This is a genomic window from Novosphingobium sp. BL-S-32, from assembly GCF_056857055.1.
Map to the genome: position 1 here is coordinate 705,157 of NZ_CM166476.1, position 16,754 is coordinate 721,910.

A 16,754-nucleotide genomic window follows, 5' to 3' on the forward strand; every position below is an offset into this window, starting at 1 on the left:
CATTCCTCGCCCTCTCACCGTCGTCGCCCGGAGGCGAAATGGATCCTGAAAAGAGTTCAGGATGACGGTGGAGCTTGGGCGACGGCTTCTATTCAATGCGCCTCTTTGGGCGTTTCCATGATCTCGGTGAGCTGACCGCCCATGTCCTTGGGGTGGACGAAGAAGATCAGCGTCCCGTGCGCGCCCATGCGCGGCTCACCCAGCACGCGCTTGCCAAGGCCTTCGAACCACGCCTTGGCCGCGTGAATGTCCGGCACTTCGTAGCAGATGTGGTGCTGGCCCCCGAGCGGGTTCTTCTCCAGCCACTTGCCCACGGCCGAGTCCGGCGTGGTGGGCTGGAGCAGTTCGATCTGCGTACCGGCAGTGCCATCTTCACCCGGTGTGTTGACGAAGCAGACGCGCACTTGCTGGCTTTCGAGCACGAACGGCTCGGTAATGTCGGTGGCGCCCATCACGTCACGATAGAACGCGATCGAGGCGTCGAGATCAGGCGTGGCGACGCCGATGTGGTTGAGACGACCCAGCTTCACGCCACATTCTCCAGCACGAGGGCGATGCCCTGGCCGCCGCCGATGCACATGGTAACAAGGCCGTACTTCCCGCCCGTGCGCTTCAGCTCGTACATGCACTTGATGGCGAGCATCGTGCCTGTCGCGCCGACCGGGTGGCCGATGGAGACGCCCGAACCGTTGGGGTTCACCTTCTCAGGATCGAAGCCGAGCACCTTGGAAACGGCGGCAGCCTGCGCGGCGAAAGCCTCGTTGCTCTCGATCACGTCGATCTGGTCGAGCGAGAGCCCGGCGCGCTTCAGAGCCACCGGTACAGCCTTGATCGGGCCTTCGCCCATGTAGGCAGGCTCGACACCGGCATGGCCCCAGGCGACGATCTTCGCCATCGGCTTCAACCCGCGCTTCTCGACTTCCGAAGCCGTCGCCAGCACCACGGCGGCAGCGCCGTCGTTGATGCCCGAGGCATTGCCCGCCGTGACCGTGCCGTCCTTCTTGAACGCCGGACGCATCGCGCCGAGCGTCTCGACGGTGGTGTCCGCGCGGACATGTTCGTCGGTATCGAAGACGGTGACGCCCTTGCGGGTCTTCACTTCGACGGGGAGGATCTGCTCCTTGAAGCGGCCTTCCGCGATAGCCTTGGCGGCGCGCTGGTGGCTGGTCGCGGCGACCGTGTCCATATCCTCACGCGAGATGCAGTGGCGCTCCGCCACGTTCTCGGCGGTGATGCCCATGTGGTAGCCGCCGATGGCGTCCGACAGGCCGACGGTCAGCGCGTCTTCCTGCGTGTTGTCGCCCATCTTCTTGCCCCAGCGCACGCCGTGGTCGTGATAGGGCACGTTCGACATCGATTCCGCGCCGCCCGCGACGGTGATCCCCGCCTCGCCCAGCTTCATCATCTGCGCGGCGGAAACGATCGCCTGCACACCCGATCCGCAGAGGCGGTTCAGCGTCATCGAAGGCACTTCGAACGGCACGCCCGCGTTAAGGCCGATCACGCGGCTGAGCATCTCGTCCTTGGCGCTGGTCGGCATGACCTGGCCGATGACGATATGGCCGACGTCCTCAGGCGAAACGCCCGCGCGGGCCAGCGCCTCGGTCACGACCTTGCCGCCGAGATCGGAGGGCATGAACGACTTCAGCGAGCCGCCGAAATCACCAACTGCCGTGCGTACGCCGCTGACGATGTAGATGTCTTCCATGACCTGACTTCCCAATCTGGTTTTTCGATGCGTGCCGTCTTTCGCGGCTGGGGTGGATCGCGGTGTCCGCCCAAAGGCGATACGCCGCGATCCGTGACGCTATCAAAGCGGAATGTTGTCGTGCTTCTTCCAGGGGTTTTCGAGACTCTTGGTCCGCAGCTTGCGCAGCCCCAGCGCGATGCGCTTGCGGGTCGAGTGCGGGTAGATCACCTCGTCGATATAGCCCCGGCTCGCCGCCACGAAGGGGTTGGCGAAGCGGTCTTCGTATTCCTTGGTCTTCTCGGCAATGCCCTCGGGCGAGAGGCCGCGGAAGATGATCTCCACCGCGCCCTTGGCGCCCATCACCGCGATTTCGGCGGTCGGCCAGGCATAGTTGAGATCGCCGCGCAGGTGCTTGGACGCCATAACGTCGTAAGCGCCGCCATAGGCCTTGCGGGTGATCACGGTGATCTTCGGCACGGTCGCCTCGGCATAGGCGAACAGCAGCTTGGCGCCGTGCTTGATGATGCCGTTGTGCTCCTGATCGGTGCCCGGCAGGAAGCCGGGAACGTCCACGAAAGTGATGATCGGGATGTTGAACGCATCGCAGAAGCGCACGAAACGCGCGGCCTTCTTGGACGAGTTGATGTCCAGCACGCCCGCCAGCACCATCGGCTGGTTGGCGACGACGCCCACGGTCTTGCCCTCGATACGGCCGAAACCGACGATGATGTTCCCGGCATGCAGCGGCTGAACCTCGAAAAAATCGCCCTCGTCGAGCGTCTTCTTGATCACCTCATGCATGTCATAAGGCTGGTTGGCCGAAGGCGGGATCACGGTGTCGAGGCTTTCCTCGGCACGGTCCCACGGATCGGCGCAAGGACGCTCGGGCACTTCCTCGCGGTTGTTGAGCGGCAGGAAGTCGAAGAAATCGCGCGCGGCCAGCAGCGCCTCGATATCGTTCTCCAGCGCGAGGTCGGACACGGAGGTCTTGCTGGAGTGCGTGATCGCACCGCCCAGTTCCTCTTGCGTGACGACCTCGTTGGTGACGGTCTTCACCACGTCCGGTCCGGTGACGAACATGTAGGAGCTGTCCTTCACCATGAAGATGAAGTCAGTCATCGCCGGCGAATAGACCGCACCGCCGGCGCAGGGACCCATGATCAGCGAAAGCTGCGGCACCACGCCCGAAGCGAGTACGTTGCGCTGGAACACTTCGGCATAGCCGCCGAGCGAAGCCACGCCTTCCTGAATGCGCGCGCCGCCGGAATCGTTGAGGCCGATCACCGGGGCGCCGACCTTCATCGCGTTGTCCATCAGCTTGCAGATCTTCTGCGCGTGACGATGCGAGAGCGAGCCGCCGAACACCGTGAAGTCCTGGCTGAACACGTAGACAAGGCGGCCGTTGATGGTGCCCGATCCGGTGACGACGCCGTCGCCCGGGATCTTCTGGCTCTCCATGCCGAAATCGGTGCAGTCATGCTCGACGTAAAGATCGAACTCTTCAAAGCTGTCTTCGTCCAGCAGGATATCGAGGCGTTCGCGCGCGGTCAGCTTGCCCTTGGCGTGCTGTGCGGCAATGCGCTTCTCACCACCACCCAGCTTTGCTGCGGCGCGGCGCTTCTCCATTTCGGCGATATTGGCTGACATCCGTTATCCCTTGGCAGTGACCTTGACGGCACGAATTCGTTGCACTTGCTAAGGCAGGTTGAAACGCCAAGGTCAATAGTTTTAATCGCACGGTTAAACGACAAAAGTGGCACATTCGGGCCGATTTCGCCCCACCGATGGGTTTGGGCATGCAGCCATCGCCTGTGCGACAAGATGCTCCCGCCCTCCACCTTTCCGGCGCCCCGAAGCAAATGCAAAAGGGCCGCGGCGACTGAACGAACAGTCACCGCGGCCCCGGTTGCCAATCAGTCGGACGAAACCGCCCGCGATCACTTCATCAGCACGAGTTCCTCGGACATCGTCGGATGAACGGCGATGGTGGCGTCGAAGTCCGCCTTGGTCAGCTTCGCCTTCACGGCGATGGCGGCGGCCTGGATGATCTCGGGCGATTCCGGCCCGATCATGTGCAGGCCCAGCACGCGGCCGGTGCCCGCCTCGCAGACCATCTTGTAAAGCGAACGCTCATTGCGATGCGCGACCACGTTCTTCATCGGCCGGAAGTCGCTCGTGTAGATCTCCACCGTACCGTACTGCGCACGCGCCTGCGCCTCGGTAAGGCCCACCGAGCCGATCGGCGGATGGCTGAACACCGCCGAGGGAATGCACGAATAGTCGACCGTCGTCGGCTTGCCGCCGAACACGGTGTCGGCAAAGGCCTGCCCCTCGCGGATCGCGACCGGGGTCAGCTGCACGCGGTTGGTCACATCGCCCACGGCATAGATGTGGTCGATGTTGGTCTGCGAATAGTCGTCGACCTGAATGGCATTCTTGTCGTCCAGCGCGACGCCGACGTTCTCCAGTCCGAGCCCCTCGACATTGGGTACGCGGCCGGTGGCGAACATCACGCAGTCGACTTCGAGCGGCTCGTGGTTGGTCATCGAGACGGTCAGCGAGCCATCGGCATTCTTCTCGATGCCGCGGAAGTCGGCATTGAAGCGGAAGTCGATGCCCTTGGCGATCGAGATCTCCAGCAGGCGGTCGCGCAGCTGCTCGTCATAGCCGCGCAGGAGCTGGTCGGAGCGGTTGATGAGCGTCACCTTGGCGCCGAATTCATTGAAGATGCCGGCGAACTCATTGGCGATATAGCCTGCCCCGGCGATCAGGACGCGCTGGGGAATGGCATCGAGATGGAACGCCTCGTTCGACGTGATGCCCAGTTCGTGCCCCGGGCAATTGGGCACTTGCGGACGCGCGCCGGTGGCGATGAGGATGACCTTGGCGGTCTTCTTCTCGCCGCTCGACAGCGTGATCTCGTGCGGGCCGGTGATCGTCGCGCGCTCGTGGAAGATCTCGACTTTGTTGTTTTCAAGCGTCTGCGTGTAGAGCCCGTTGAGCCGATCGACATCGCCCAGCACGTTGTCGCGCAGCTTCACCCAGTCGAACTTCGCTTCGGGAATGTCCCAGCCGAACTGCTTGGCGTCTTCCAGATCCTCAGCGAAGTGCGCGCCGTAGACGAGCATCTTCTTGGGCACGCAGCCGCGAATCACGCAGGTCCCGCCGACCCGGTACTCCTCCGCCACCGCCACCCGCGCACCGTGCGACGCCGCAATCCGGCTGGCCCGCACGCCGCCCGATCCGGCGCCGATCGTGAAGAGGTCGTAGTCGAATTCGGACATGCGGCTTGCTCCTGATGCGCCCCTTGGCGCGCTTGGTTCCGGGCCCGGTCCCGGGCCGGGGGCATATGGGGCATGGGCGGGCCGATTGCCAACGCATCATTTGCGGACAGGTGCATGGGGCCGGGCTGCCCTCACCTTAACGGATCATCGAAAGCGGCCCTCCGCTGGGCGCAGACTCATTGTCAACTCATTTGGTTGAGTTTATAGGAGTCGCATCGCCCTCCGGTCTCCCCCCTCATCGCCGGCGGGCGCCCCTTACGGGAGAAGATAAATGGCACAGACGCAAATCCCTGAAGCGCCTGCCGAAAAGCCGCTCGTCCTGCTCATCCCCGGCCTTGACGGCAGCGGGGCAGGTCATTGGCAGCGCCGCTGGGCAGACGAAATGGAAGACGCCCAGATGGTCGACCTCGGCCTATGGGAAAAGCCGCATCGCAACACCTGGATCAACCGGCTGAACCTTTCCGTGCAGCGCGCCGGACGTCCGGTGGTGCTGGTTGCCCATAGCCTGGGCTGCCTGCTCACCGCGTGGTGGGCCAAGTTCGAGCAGCCCGGCTGGTCGAATCCCGTGATCGGTGCCCTCCTGGTGGCCCCGCCCGAGGTCGACTTCTTCCCGCGCGACGATCGGCTCAACGGCTTTGCACCCACTCCGGCGGATGCGCTGCCCTTCCCCTCGATCCTTGTCGCCAGCCGCAACGATCCATGGATCGGCTTTCCGACGGCCAAGCTCCTCGCCAAGCAATGGGGCAGCCAATTCGAGGACGCGGGCGACGCCGGCCATATCAATGCCGATTCCAAGCTTGGAAGCTGGGACGAAGGCAAGCGCCTGCTGCACCGCCTGATGAATACGCAGCCTGCTGCCGCCACATCGCATGTCCCGCTGAACGGCGACTGGTCGGAAGGGCTTGAATACCGCTCCTGAAAGCGAAGGGCCGGGGACGCCGTGTGCGCTCCGGCCCCGATGCGGCTTCAGCGCAGCGAGAGGCGCCAGGTGCCGAGCAGCCGAACGTCCCCGCCGTCCGCCCTCGCCGCCGCCGCAAGCTGCAATTGCGACGCTTTGCTGTTCTTCTCGAAGCCGAACGTGAGCAGCGGGTCGATGCCCTTGCCGAAGCCGACCTTGCGCTGGCCGAACACCAGCGAGCGGCTCTCAAGATCGTAGCCCGTCGCGAGCGTGTAAGTGCCCTGGCCCGCGATCACGGTCAGCGGCTGCGCAAAGCCGATGCGCAGCACGCCGCCCGCGAGGCCTCGGTTCGCCGTCAGCGCAAAGCGCGTGGTGGCCATCGTGCCCGCATGGGTAAGCAGCATGTCGTCCGCCAGCTTGAGCCGCGTTGCGCCAAGGCTGGCATAGCCTGACAGCCCCCAGCCTCCGCCCAGCGGCACGGACTGCGCCGCTTCGATAAACGTCGTGGTCGCGCCGTCTCCGAAGCGCAGCGCACCACCGCCTGTCGGCGTGCCGAAGACCGCGTTGTCCTCATCGATCACGCCCGCCTTGAGACTGGTCCCCTGCGCGCGCCAGTTCACCACCGCACCCGCCGCGCGGGGCTGGCGGACCGCTTCGCTGCGCTCGGAACCACCCACCACGGTGATCCCCAGCCTGCCACCCGCCAGCGGATGTTCCGCGCCGAACGCCATGTCGGCGAGCGGCGAATAGGCGAACACCGCGTCCGAACTCGGCGCGATGCCCAAGAACTCGGGCGAGACGGCGTTGGTGGAATGGAGCGAGGCCGTGAGCCATGTCGAACCCGTGCGCACCGCCAGTTCGCCGCTGGTGAGGAACCCGCGCATTTCGCTGCCGTCCGGCCCGGCCCGCAGCGCGGAGAAGCCCATGCTGGCTTGCAGATCGCCGGTATCGAAGCGGGTGCTCCCGGCGCGGCTTTGCACCTCCACTTGCCGCTCCATGCTACGTGGCACATCGCGGGGCCGGGCCACGAGACCGGACAGATCGCCGCTGAAATCCCGCCCGAACGCATCGAGCACCGTCACCGACGACAGTGCCTTGGCCTTGACGCCCGTTGCCGCAACGGCATCCGGCAGCAGCAGCTCGGTAGTACCCGCCGCCGTGGCGACGGTGCTGTTCGAAAGCGTGGGATTCACCGGAGAGAGCGCGGCCTGCACATCGATCAGCCCGTGGCCGAAAACCGGATCGACACCGGGAACCCCGATGTCTCGCGCGGTGGCGAGGATCACCTGCCCCGCCTGTTGGCCGGTAAGCTGCGGCCATTTGGACAGGATCAGCGCGGCAAGTCCGGAGACTTGCGGCGCCGCTGCACTCGTGCCTGAAAACCAGTCATAGCTGCCGTCCACCGCCTGCGTGGCACTGGTGCCCATCGCGGCAACGCAGTGGTCCATGACGGCAGCGCCGCACTGGTTCGAATAATCGGTCAGCTGATAGCTGGTCTGCGTGCCTTCGAGCGCGACCACGAAAAGCCAGGCATCGCGATTGGCGGCGGCGACATCCAGATAGCCATCGGCATTGGCAAGGCCTTCGTTGCCCGCCGCATTGACGAACAGACCGCCGGTCGCCGCGTATTTCGCCACTGCCTGCGACCAATTGGCGCTGGGCACCGAAGAATCGACTTTGGCAATCGAGGCGTTGACCACCTTGATCCCGTTCTGCCCCGCGTAGTCGAGCGCCTCGGCCATGTGGATGCCCAGCGTTTCGGCCTTTTCGGTATCGCTCTCATCGAGATCGACGGCACTGATGCGCAGCGCGACGACCTTGGCGTCGGGCGCTATGCCCTGAACCCCTGCCCCGTCGTTCTTCGCGGCGATCACCCCGGCGACCATGGTGCCGTGATCCGACCAGTCGTCCCCCACGACATTGCGGCTCGTCGTCACTCCGCCTTGCGTGACGGTGCCGAAGTCACGGCTGAGCGAGGAAATCTGCCCCGAAAGTTCGGAGACCGCCTTCACCCCGTCGTCGAGCACGCCGACCAGCACGCCCTGCCCGGTATGACCGGAATCGAGCGCGTAGAGCGCGTTCACATATTCGAATGAGACGTAATTGCGCCGGTATTCGGCGTCATCATTGCCGGAGCGCTTTGCCTGCTGGGCGGCGGGCGTGATGACATAGCCGGACGGTATCGAGGATGTCGGCGTGGGTGTGGGCGTCGGGGTTGGTGTTGGGGTCGGCGTGGGAACGGGCGTCGAATTCACGCCGCCACCGGTGCCTCCACCGCAGCCCGCCAGAGCAAGTGCCAGCAAACTCGCCGTCGCAGCGCCGTGCCATGCCGAAGCCGTCCGCCCCGGAGCCTTTCGCGCTCCCCCCATCGCCGCCATTCCCCATGATACGGCCGGCCGCCCGTGCCTTTCGGCACCGGTGGCCCCGGCCATGTCCCCATGGGGTCATTATAGAGCGGGACATCGCAAGACGATTGAAGGCCCCCGCAGTATTGCTGCGGAGGCCTTCAATTTACGAGCAGTGTTCTCGCGGACTTACTTGATGCCCGCCAATGCGAGCAGCGCCTCGGTCGAAGGATCGAACGCGGTATCGCCCTTCTCGATCTGCTTGGCGATTTCCTTGCCCAGCTCGACGCCGAACTGGTCGAAGGGATTGATGCCCATCAGCACGGCGTTGGCGAAGGTGCGATGCTCGTGGAAGGCTACCAGCGCGCCGAACGTGGCGGGGATGACTTCGTCGAGCAGGATCGTCGCCGAAGGACGGTCGCCCGGATAGGCGCGCGCCGGATCGTCGCTTTCCTTGCCGGCCATCAGCGCGGCGCCCTGCGCGAAGCAGTTGGAGAGCAGGATGCGGTGATGCGCGGGGTTGAGATCGTCACCCGGCGCGATGGCGGCGATGAAGTCCACCGGCACGATGTTGGTGCCCTGATGCAGGAGCTGGAACACCGCGTGCTGGGCATCGGTGCCAACGCCGCCCCAGGTGATCGGCGCGGTCGGCCCATCGATCGGCGCACCGTCGGCCGTGACCGACTTGCCGTTCGATTCCATCTCCAGCTGCTGGAGATAGTCCGGCAGCAGCGCAAGGCGCTCGTCATAGGCGAAGACACCGCGCGTCTGGCAGCCGCGCAGGCGCGTGTAGTACTGGTCGCCGAAAGCCGCGCGCAGCGGCAGGTTGGCAAGGCCGTCGGTATCACGGAAGTGGACGTCCATCGCCGCCGCCCCGTTCAGGAACTCGGCAAAGTCCGGCCAGCCCAGCGCCATGGCGACCGGGAACCCGATCGAGGACCACAGCGAATAACGCCCGCCCACGCTTTCCGAGAACGGCAGGATGCGGGTCTCGTCGACGCCCCATTCAATGGCATTGTCCGGCGCGGCGGTCAGCGCGACGATGCGGCCATAGGGATCCTCGACACCGTTCTCGCGCAGCCACGTGATCGCGCTCTCGGCATTGGTCATGGTTTCGATAGTGGTGAAGGTCTTGGATGCCACCGCCAGCATGGTCGTGGCCGGATCGCACTTGGCGAAAGCCGCTTCCAGCGCGCAGCCATCGATATTGGAGACGACGTGAACGTCGACCATCGCACCGTCACGCGCCAGCGCATCTATCGCCAGCGCCGGACCCAGCGCCGAACCGCCAATACCGATGTGGATGAGGTGCTTCACCTCGCCCATGGCGCCGCGGTGGATGGCCTCGACAATGGCGGCCATGCGGTGGTGATACTCGGCGGCGAGTTCGACGCTCTCTTCCTTGCCGACGCCGCGCTGCGCGGTGTGCTCGGCGGCGCGTCCCTCGGTGGGGTTGACGATCTCACCGGCGAACAGCGCGGCGCGGCGGCCGGCGAAGTTCATCGTTTCGGCCAGTTCCTCGAAAGCGGCGACATGGGCGGCATCGAGATGGGTCTTCGACCAGTCGAACAGCATGCCGCAGGCGGCTTCCGGATCGCCCGCCTCGAAACGCGTGGCAAAAGTGTCCAGACGGCCGGAATCGGCAGCGAAGAGCTCCTTCAGGCTCAGCTTGGGAAGGCTCTCCAGCTTGTTCCACGCCGCTTTGCTCATGCCTTGTATCCCTTCATTCGAATTTGCGGCCAAATTCCGGCCCGAATTGCACCCTAATCGCGCGGGGCGTTATGCAGGGCTTGACCCACTTGGCCAAGACCATTGTTGCAGACCAATCATCCCCGGATGATGACGATTTTGGTCGATCAACGTCGCCAATTCGGCGGGATTGCGCTTGACGGAAGCGCGCGCGCGCAACAAGGGTTTGCCTCATGAGCGAAACCGACACAGCGGCCTCCGCAAACCCCACCCCAAACCCCGGTGCACCCACGTCGGCCGCGCGCGACAAGCGCTCCGATCAGCCTGCCAAGAAGGACGAGAGCTTCCTCGCGTTCCTGTTCTGGCTGGTGCTTGGCGTGGTGGTCTTGCGCAGCTTCATCATCTCGCCGTTCAACATCCCGAGCGAATCGATGCTGCCGCGCCTGCTCAATGGCGACTACCTGTTCGCCACGAAATGGTCCTATGGCTATTCGAAGTATTCGCTGCCGTTCAGCCTGCCGCTGATCCCGGGCCGCGTCTTCGCCAGCCAGCCCGAGCGCGGCGACGTGGTGATCTTCAAGGCCCCTCCCGGCAACGACGTGGACTACATCAAGCGCGTGATCGGCCTTCCGGGTGACGAGATTCAGGTCAAGGGTGGTCAGGTCTGGATCAACGCCAAGCCGGTGCCGCGCGTGAAGCAGCCCGATTTCGCGCTGCCGGTGACGCCCAACACCCATTGCTACGCCCCCGAGTTCGAGGGCACCGACGCCAAGGGCGGCCCGGTCTGCAACTATCCGCAGTACCGCGAGACGCTGCCGAACGGAAAGAGCTACAACGTGCTCGACCTCGGCCACACGCCGCAGGACGATACCGGCGTCTATGTCGTGCCCGAAGGCCATATGTTCCTGATGGGCGACAACCGCGACAACTCGCTCGACAGCCGCTTCCCCGCCGTCGAAGGACAGGGCATCGGCATCGTTCCGCAGGACAATCTGGTCGGCCGTGCGGCCATCATGATGTTCTCCACCGACGGTTCGGCCAGCTGGTTCGAACCCTGGACCTGGTTCACAGCGGCGCGCTGGAGCCGCATCGGGAGCTTGATCTGAGTGCTTGACGCGCAGGATCGCGCCTTCATCGCCGAAATCTCGGGCGCCGTGCCCGCCGACGAAGCCCTCTGGCTCGCCGCGCTAACCCACGGCAGCACCGGCGAGAAGCGCAATTACGAACGCCTCGAATTCCTCGGCGACCGCGTGCTTGGGCTCACGGTCGCCGAATGGCTTTACGAGAACAGCGAAGAAGCGGAGGGCCGCCTCTCGCAGCGCCTGAACGCGCTTGTCGCCCGCGCCACGTGCGCGCTGGTGGCGCGCGGCATCGATCTGGGTCCGCGCATGCGGCTCGGCAAGCAGGCGCGCGACGATGGCGGGCTGGACAGCGACAACATCCTTGGCGACGTGATGGAAGCGCTGATCGGCGCCTGCTTCATCGAGCGCGGCTTCGAATCCGCGCGCGCCATGGTGCGCAAGCTCTGGCACGATGCTATGCAGGGCAAGGCGGGCAAGCGTAAGCATCCCAAGTCCGCGCTACAGGAATGGGCAGCCGGCAATCGCCGGCGAATGCCCGAATACAAGCTGGTCGAGCGCTCAGGCCCCGACCATGCCTCGAAATTCACTGTCGAGGTTTCGATTCACAATGTCGGCTCGGCGCGCGCAACCGCGAACTCCAAGCAGGATGCGGAAACGCACGCCGCCGAGGAATTCATGAGGAAATTCGGATGAGCCAGGATGGCGCTCCCGAGAATATTGGCGAGAATAACGGCTTGCCCCAGAAGTGCGGCCTCGTCGCGGTTATCGGCGCGCCCAATGCGGGCAAGTCGACGCTGGTCAACGCACTCGTCGGCCAGAAGGTAGCGATCACCTCGGCCAAGGCGCAGACCACCCGCGCCCGCCTGATCGGCATTGCTCTGGACGGTCCGGTCCAGATCATCCTGGCCGATACTCCCGGTATCTTCGCCCCCAAGCGCCGCCTTGACCGCGCAATGGTCGCTGCCGCCTGGGAAGGCGCGCAGGAGGCCGACGCGGTCCTGCTGGTGGTCGATCCGATCAAGAAGCGCCGCCACGAGCTGGAGCCCCTGCTCGAATCGCTGGCGACGCGCCCGGAACGCAAGATCCTGGTCATCAACAAGGTCGATGCCGGCGCCAAGGAACCGCTGCTGGTGCTGGCGCAGGAACTGACCGGCAAAGTCCAGTTCGACGAAGTGTTCTTCGTCTCGGCGCTCTCGGGCGACGGCGTGCCGGAACTCAAGGCGCACCTTGCCGGGCTGATGCCTGAAGGTCCCTGGCACTATCCCGAGGATCAGGTCTCCGACGCCAGCGAGCGCCTGCTCGCCTGCGAGATCACGCGTGAGCAGCTCTACCGCCAGCTTCACGAGGAACTGCCCTACGATGCCGCCGTGCGCCCCGAAGCCTACGAGCAGCGCAGGGATGGTTCGGTGGAGATCCGCCAGCAGATCGTCGTCACCCGCGACAACCAGCGCGCTATCGTGCTGGGCAAGGGCGGCTCCAAGATCAAGGCGATCGGTGAAGCGGCGCGCAAGGAACTCGCCGACGTGCTGGGCCAGAAGGTCCACCTCTTCCTGCACGTGAAGGTCGAGGAAAACTGGGCCGACGCACGCGACCTCTATGAGGAAATCGGACTGGACTGGGTGAAGTAATGCCAAGGAATACCCTGGCGGGCTTGACCGCCACGGCATTGTTGCTCGGCGGCTGCGCCACATCGTTCACGACTGCCCACGCCGCCCAGGCGGATCCCACCGCGCAAGTGGAAGAGACGCTGGCCGGCCAGCGCTACGTCGCAATCGGCTCGTCCTTCGCGGCCGGGCCGATGCTGCCGCCCGCCAAGGGCGGCGCGCCGGCGCGCTGCGGGCAGAGCCTCAACAACTATCCCTCGCTGCTGGCCGAACGCTTCGGCATGGTGCTCACCGACCGTTCGTGCTCCGGTGCGACGACCGACAATGTGCTGGGCCCCTGGGGCGACATTGCGCCGCAGATCAACGCGGTGACGCCGCAGACCCGGCTGGTCACGCTCACCATCGGCGGGAACGACCTCAACTACGTCGGCAACCTGTTCAACGCGTCCTGCGCCTATCGTGCGAAGCAGTCGTTTGCGGCGGGCGGCAAGCCGCGCCCTTGTGCGGCGGTCAAGATTCCGACCGAATACGACTATGCGCGCGACGAAATGCAGCTGATGGAGATCGCCCGGCGCATCCGCACGCAGGCACCCCACGCGCGGCTCGTCTTCGTCCAGTATCTGACCCCGCTGCCCGCGCCCGGCAAGCTCTGTGCCGATACGCCGATCAGCGAGGAACACGCCGCGATCGTACGCCAGATCGGCGTTCGTCTGGCCGACATCACCACCCGCGTGGCTTCGGCCAATGGCGCCGTGCTGGTGGAAATGAACCAGTCCTCAGCCACGCACACGCCTTGCGATGCGATGCCGTGGATGATCGGTTCGCCCGATGGCTATGACGGTCATCTGGGCCTTCAGTGGCACCTCAACTATGCGGGCATGGAAGCCACCGCCAACGAAATCGCCTGGTGGCTGACGCGCGTGGGGGTCAAATCGGTGCGGCCCAATCTGCTGCCGCAGCCGGTGCCGCTCGTGGTGCCGCCGCCCGTGCCCCCGCAGACGACGTCCCCGACCGGCACCCGCAACAACTAGGTCTTCTCCGCCAGCCTCCACCGTACGAGGCTGGCGAAAGCCGCCACGGCCGCCAGCACCGCGCAAGCGAGCATCGGCACCGGGCCCTCTCCCAACCCCAACGACAGCGTGATGCCGACCAGCGCCGCACCCAGCGTCTGGCCGAAGAGCCGCCCGGTCGCGAGCAGTCCGCCCGCCGCCGCCGCGCGCTCACGCGGCGAGTTGCCAACGATCATGCGCGCATTGGGAGAGAAGAACAGCGAGAAGCCGAGCGCGGCGACCACCAGCCGCCATGCAATTGCGACCACGCCTGCATGGTCGGGCAGGAACGCCAGAAAGCACAGGCCGGCCACGGCGATGATCATGCCGATCAGCCCCATGATCGAGGGCGAGGCGTGGTCCGACAGCCAGCCCGCAATCGGCGCCACGACCAGCATGGTGAGCGGAAACGGCAGGACCAGCAGGCCCACTTCCTGCGGCGTGTAGCCCATCCCCTGCTCCAGCCGGAACGGCAGCGCTACGACCAGCGCGGCCGAACCAACGAAAGCGGCAATGGCGGCCAGCGTCGACAGGCCGATCGACGGCATGGCCAGAAGGTCGACCGGAAACACCGGGTTCGTCCGCTGCCGCTCGCGCCAGGCCAGCGCCAGTGCCGAGCCGAGGCCCGCCAGCGCGATCACGACGCCAAGAGCGACCATGCCGCCATGGGCGGCCAGTTCGATGCCCCCGATCAGCAGGGCGAAGCTCGCCGAGCTCCACAGCCCCGAACGCCAGTCGAACGGCGTGGATCCTCGCACGGGGTCCGGCAGGAATCGCCCGATCAGCAGCGACAGCGCCGCCAGCGGCACCGCCGCCACAAAGACCCAGCGCCAGTCGGCATGGGCCACGATCAAGCCGCCCAGAACCGGCGCGAGCGCGTTGGAACTGGCGACGATCACCGAGTTGATGCCCAGCCCGCTGCCAAGGCTGCGCTTCGAATAGATCTGCCGGATCAGCGCGGCCGACACGCTCATCGCCATGCCCGCGCCGAACGCCTGTCCCGCGCGCACGATTAGCAGCGTGGGCAGCGAGTGGGCCAAAAACGCCAGTGCCGAAGCGGCCATGAAGATCAACTGCCCGGTCTGGTAGACCCGTCGCAGACCCAGCCGCTCGCCAAGGTTGGCGAAAGGCAGCAACGCCATGACCATGACCAACTGGTAGACCGTCACCACATTGACGACGACGCCTTGCTCCACCGACAAGTCGCGAGCAATGGTGGGCAGCGCGACATTGGCGATCGTGCCGTCCAGCACGAAAAGCGCCGTGCCGAAGGAAATCGCCACGATCGCCCAGAGCCGGCGCGGCATTTCCAGACCGGTGTCGATATCGGCCATATCGGGCGCACCGATGTCGGTTTGCCGGGCCTCGGGCACCTTGGCCCGATCATCATCTCGCATTTGCAGCATGTCTTGACCAACGCCCCAAGGCCGCCTTCGAAGCAAGTCCGGCGCTGTAAGAAATTGTCGCAGGCTGCGCCGCAAAGGCAAGCTGCTGATTCTGACCCGTGGCGGCGTCTCTAAATTGCCATCTTCAACTTCCATGACGAAGCGGCGACATCATTGCCCCATCCTGCGGCGGGCGCGGACAATACGAAGGGTCGACCATGATCGCAGCAACCGGGCGCCTGTTTGCCCGTACCGGACGGATTGTCCGCCCGGGCATGGCATCTCCCGCACTCTACATCGTCGTCGGCCTTGTGGTGCGGCTGATGATGCTGGGCAAGCCCGCGTTCCAGTCGGACGAGCAGTTCTACCTGCTGGTCGGCCAGCGCATGGCGGCGGGCGCGCTGCCCTTCGTCGATATCTGGGACCGCAAGCCCTGGGGCCTCTTCGCGATCTATCGCGGGGTCTACCTGCTGCCCTTCGACCCGGTGTTGACCTATCAGCTGCTGGGGCTGGCGTGCTCGGTGCTGACCGCGCTGGTGATCGAACGCATGGCCCGCTGGATCGCCCCGCCGCGCGCCGCCCAGGCAGCGGGGATCGTCTATCTGCTCTGGCAGGTCGTATTCAACGCGGCGCTAGGGCAAGCTCCGGTGTTCTACAATCTGCCGGTGGCACTGGCCGCGATGCTGACTATCGAGGCCTGCCAACGGGTCCGCGATCCGCTGCTGGGACGGCGAGCGCTCGTGCCGATGGTGCTGCTCGGCCTGGCCATGCAGGTCAAGTACACGGTGCTGTTCGAGGGGATCGGCTTCGGTCTGCTGCTGCTCGCGCGCGCGCGTGCCGATGGCTGGCGGCTGCCGCGCCTTGTCGCCGCCGGAGCGCTCTGGGCCTTCGTGGCCCTGCTGCCGACCATGGCGGTCGCCGCCGGCTATGCCATGGCCGGGCACTTCGACGCCTTCGTCCAGAGCAACATGCTCTCGATTTTCGGCCGGGCCACCGACCATGCCGACGCTTTTGCCCAGCTCGGCAAGGAAGTGCTGGCGATGACGCCCTTTGCGCTGGCGATCCTGCTCGCGCCCTACCGCCTGTCGCCGATCCGGCTTTCCACCTCGCGCGGCGAGCGGCCGGGGGTGCTTCCGGCCCTGCGGATCTGGGCGCTCTTCGCGATCGGCGGTTTTCTGGTGTTCGGGACCTGGTACGATCACTACCTCGGCCCGGTTCTGGTGCCGCTGTCCGTGCTCGCCGCACCTGCCCTTGCGCGGACGCGCAAGGGTGAGCGCTGGTACGGCAACCTGCTGATCGGCCTTGGCCTGATCGGCGCCGTGCTGGTGCCCGCCTTCCAGATCCGCGAGAAAGGCACGGCCGCCGATTTCGCGCAGGCGAGCAATCTGGTCGCCCGCGAACTCCACGGCCGCTGCCTCTACGTCTATGAGGGTGACAGCGCGCTCTACCGCACGACGAACGCCTGCATTCCCACGCGCTTCGCCTATCCCAGCCACCTCAATGCCATGAACGAGGCCGGAGCGCTGGGGGTCGATCCCAGCGCCGAAGTCGCACGCGTGTTCGATACGCGCCCGGGCGTGGTCGTGGTGGCCGAATCCGGCCGCCCGAACCTTCCCAACCTCGCCACCCGCGCGCTCGTCCGCCAGCGGCTTGCCGCGGCCTACGAGCGCTATGCAGGGGTGACCCTTGGCACCCGCAAATACGGGCTATACCGCCTCAGGCCGTGAA

At 65.5% G+C, this 16,754-nt stretch carries 13 protein-coding genes; 6 read left to right on the forward strand and 7 right to left on the reverse strand.

The window, feature by feature from the left end; genetic code table 11:
- Positions 1–92: 92 nt before the first annotated feature.
- The 4 genes from mce to gor form a co-directional block, all read right to left on the reverse strand.
- Entirely contained in the window at positions 93–530 is a 438-nt protein-coding gene (gene mce / locus AC1VVK_RS03315; protein WP_132385595.1) for a methylmalonyl-CoA epimerase, read from the reverse strand.
- On the reverse strand, positions 527–1,708 hold the full coding sequence (gene bktB / locus AC1VVK_RS03320) for a beta-ketothiolase BktB (RefSeq protein ID WP_482904369.1): 1,182 nt from the start codon (positions 1,706–1,708) through the stop codon (positions 527–529). Before bktB ends, mce begins: the two co-directional genes overlap by 4 nt.
- Before the next feature lie 102 nt (positions 1,709–1,810).
- On the reverse strand, positions 1,811–3,337 hold the full coding sequence (locus tag AC1VVK_RS03325; RefSeq protein ID WP_443478670.1) for an acyl-CoA carboxylase subunit beta: 1,527 nt from the start codon (positions 3,335–3,337) through the stop codon (positions 1,811–1,813).
- Positions 3,338–3,627: 290 nt separating this feature from the next.
- Positions 3,628–4,974, reverse strand: coding sequence for a glutathione-disulfide reductase (gor, locus tag AC1VVK_RS03330; RefSeq protein WP_482904370.1), 1,347 nt, complete (start codon positions 4,972–4,974; stop codon positions 3,628–3,630).
- A gap of 271 nt (positions 4,975–5,245) precedes the next feature.
- Between gor and AC1VVK_RS03335 the strand changes: the two genes are divergently transcribed.
- Complete coding sequence (locus AC1VVK_RS03335) at positions 5,246–5,893, forward strand: RBBP9/YdeN family alpha/beta hydrolase (RefSeq protein ID WP_482904371.1); 648 nt, start codon at positions 5,246–5,248, stop codon at positions 5,891–5,893.
- 47 nt (positions 5,894–5,940) lie between these two features.
- Here the strand turns inward: AC1VVK_RS03335 and AC1VVK_RS03340 are convergent, their stop codons facing one another.
- Complete coding sequence (locus tag AC1VVK_RS03340) at positions 5,941–8,241, reverse strand: S8 family peptidase (RefSeq protein WP_482904372.1); 2,301 nt, start codon at positions 8,239–8,241, stop codon at positions 5,941–5,943.
- 165 nt (positions 8,242–8,406) lie between these two features.
- Positions 8,407–9,927 carry a glucose-6-phosphate isomerase gene (pgi, locus tag AC1VVK_RS03345; RefSeq protein WP_482904373.1) on the reverse strand — a complete coding sequence of 507 codons (1,521 nt, stop codon included), beginning with the start codon at positions 9,925–9,927 and terminating at the stop codon, positions 8,407–8,409.
- 212 nt (positions 9,928–10,139) lie between these two features.
- Here pgi and lepB point away from each other — a divergent pair, with 212 nt between their 5' ends.
- The 4 genes from lepB to AC1VVK_RS03365 are packed head-to-tail and all read left to right on the forward strand — an operon-like array spanning position 10,140 to position 13,623.
- Complete coding sequence (gene lepB / locus AC1VVK_RS03350) at positions 10,140–11,012, forward strand: signal peptidase I (protein WP_132385602.1); 873 nt, start codon at positions 10,140–10,142, stop codon at positions 11,010–11,012.
- A complete protein-coding gene (gene rnc, locus AC1VVK_RS03355; protein WP_132385603.1) occupies positions 11,013–11,681 on the forward strand; it encodes a ribonuclease III in 669 nt (222 codons plus the stop codon).
- Positions 11,678–12,616: a GTPase Era gene (gene era / locus AC1VVK_RS03360; RefSeq protein WP_482904374.1), complete on the forward strand. Its 939-nt coding sequence runs from the start codon at positions 11,678–11,680 to the stop codon at positions 12,614–12,616. The genes rnc and era overlap by 4 nt, the downstream gene beginning before the upstream one ends.
- A complete protein-coding gene (locus AC1VVK_RS03365) occupies positions 12,616–13,623 on the forward strand; it encodes an SGNH/GDSL hydrolase family protein (RefSeq protein WP_482904375.1) in 1,008 nt (335 codons plus the stop codon). Before era ends, AC1VVK_RS03365 begins: the two co-directional genes overlap by 1 nt.
- Here the strand turns inward: AC1VVK_RS03365 and AC1VVK_RS03370 are convergent.
- Entirely contained in the window at positions 13,620–15,038 is a 1,419-nt protein-coding gene (locus tag AC1VVK_RS03370; RefSeq protein ID WP_482904376.1) for an MFS transporter, read from the reverse strand. The two genes, AC1VVK_RS03365 and AC1VVK_RS03370, sit on opposite strands and share 4 nt — an antisense overlap.
- A 206-nt stretch (positions 15,039–15,244) precedes the next feature.
- Between AC1VVK_RS03370 and AC1VVK_RS03375 the strand changes: the two genes are divergently transcribed.
- On the forward strand, positions 15,245–16,753 hold the full coding sequence (locus AC1VVK_RS03375) for an ArnT family glycosyltransferase (RefSeq protein WP_482904377.1): 1,509 nt from the start codon (positions 15,245–15,247) through the stop codon (positions 16,751–16,753).
- The last annotated feature ends 1 nt before the right edge of the window (position 16,754 follow it).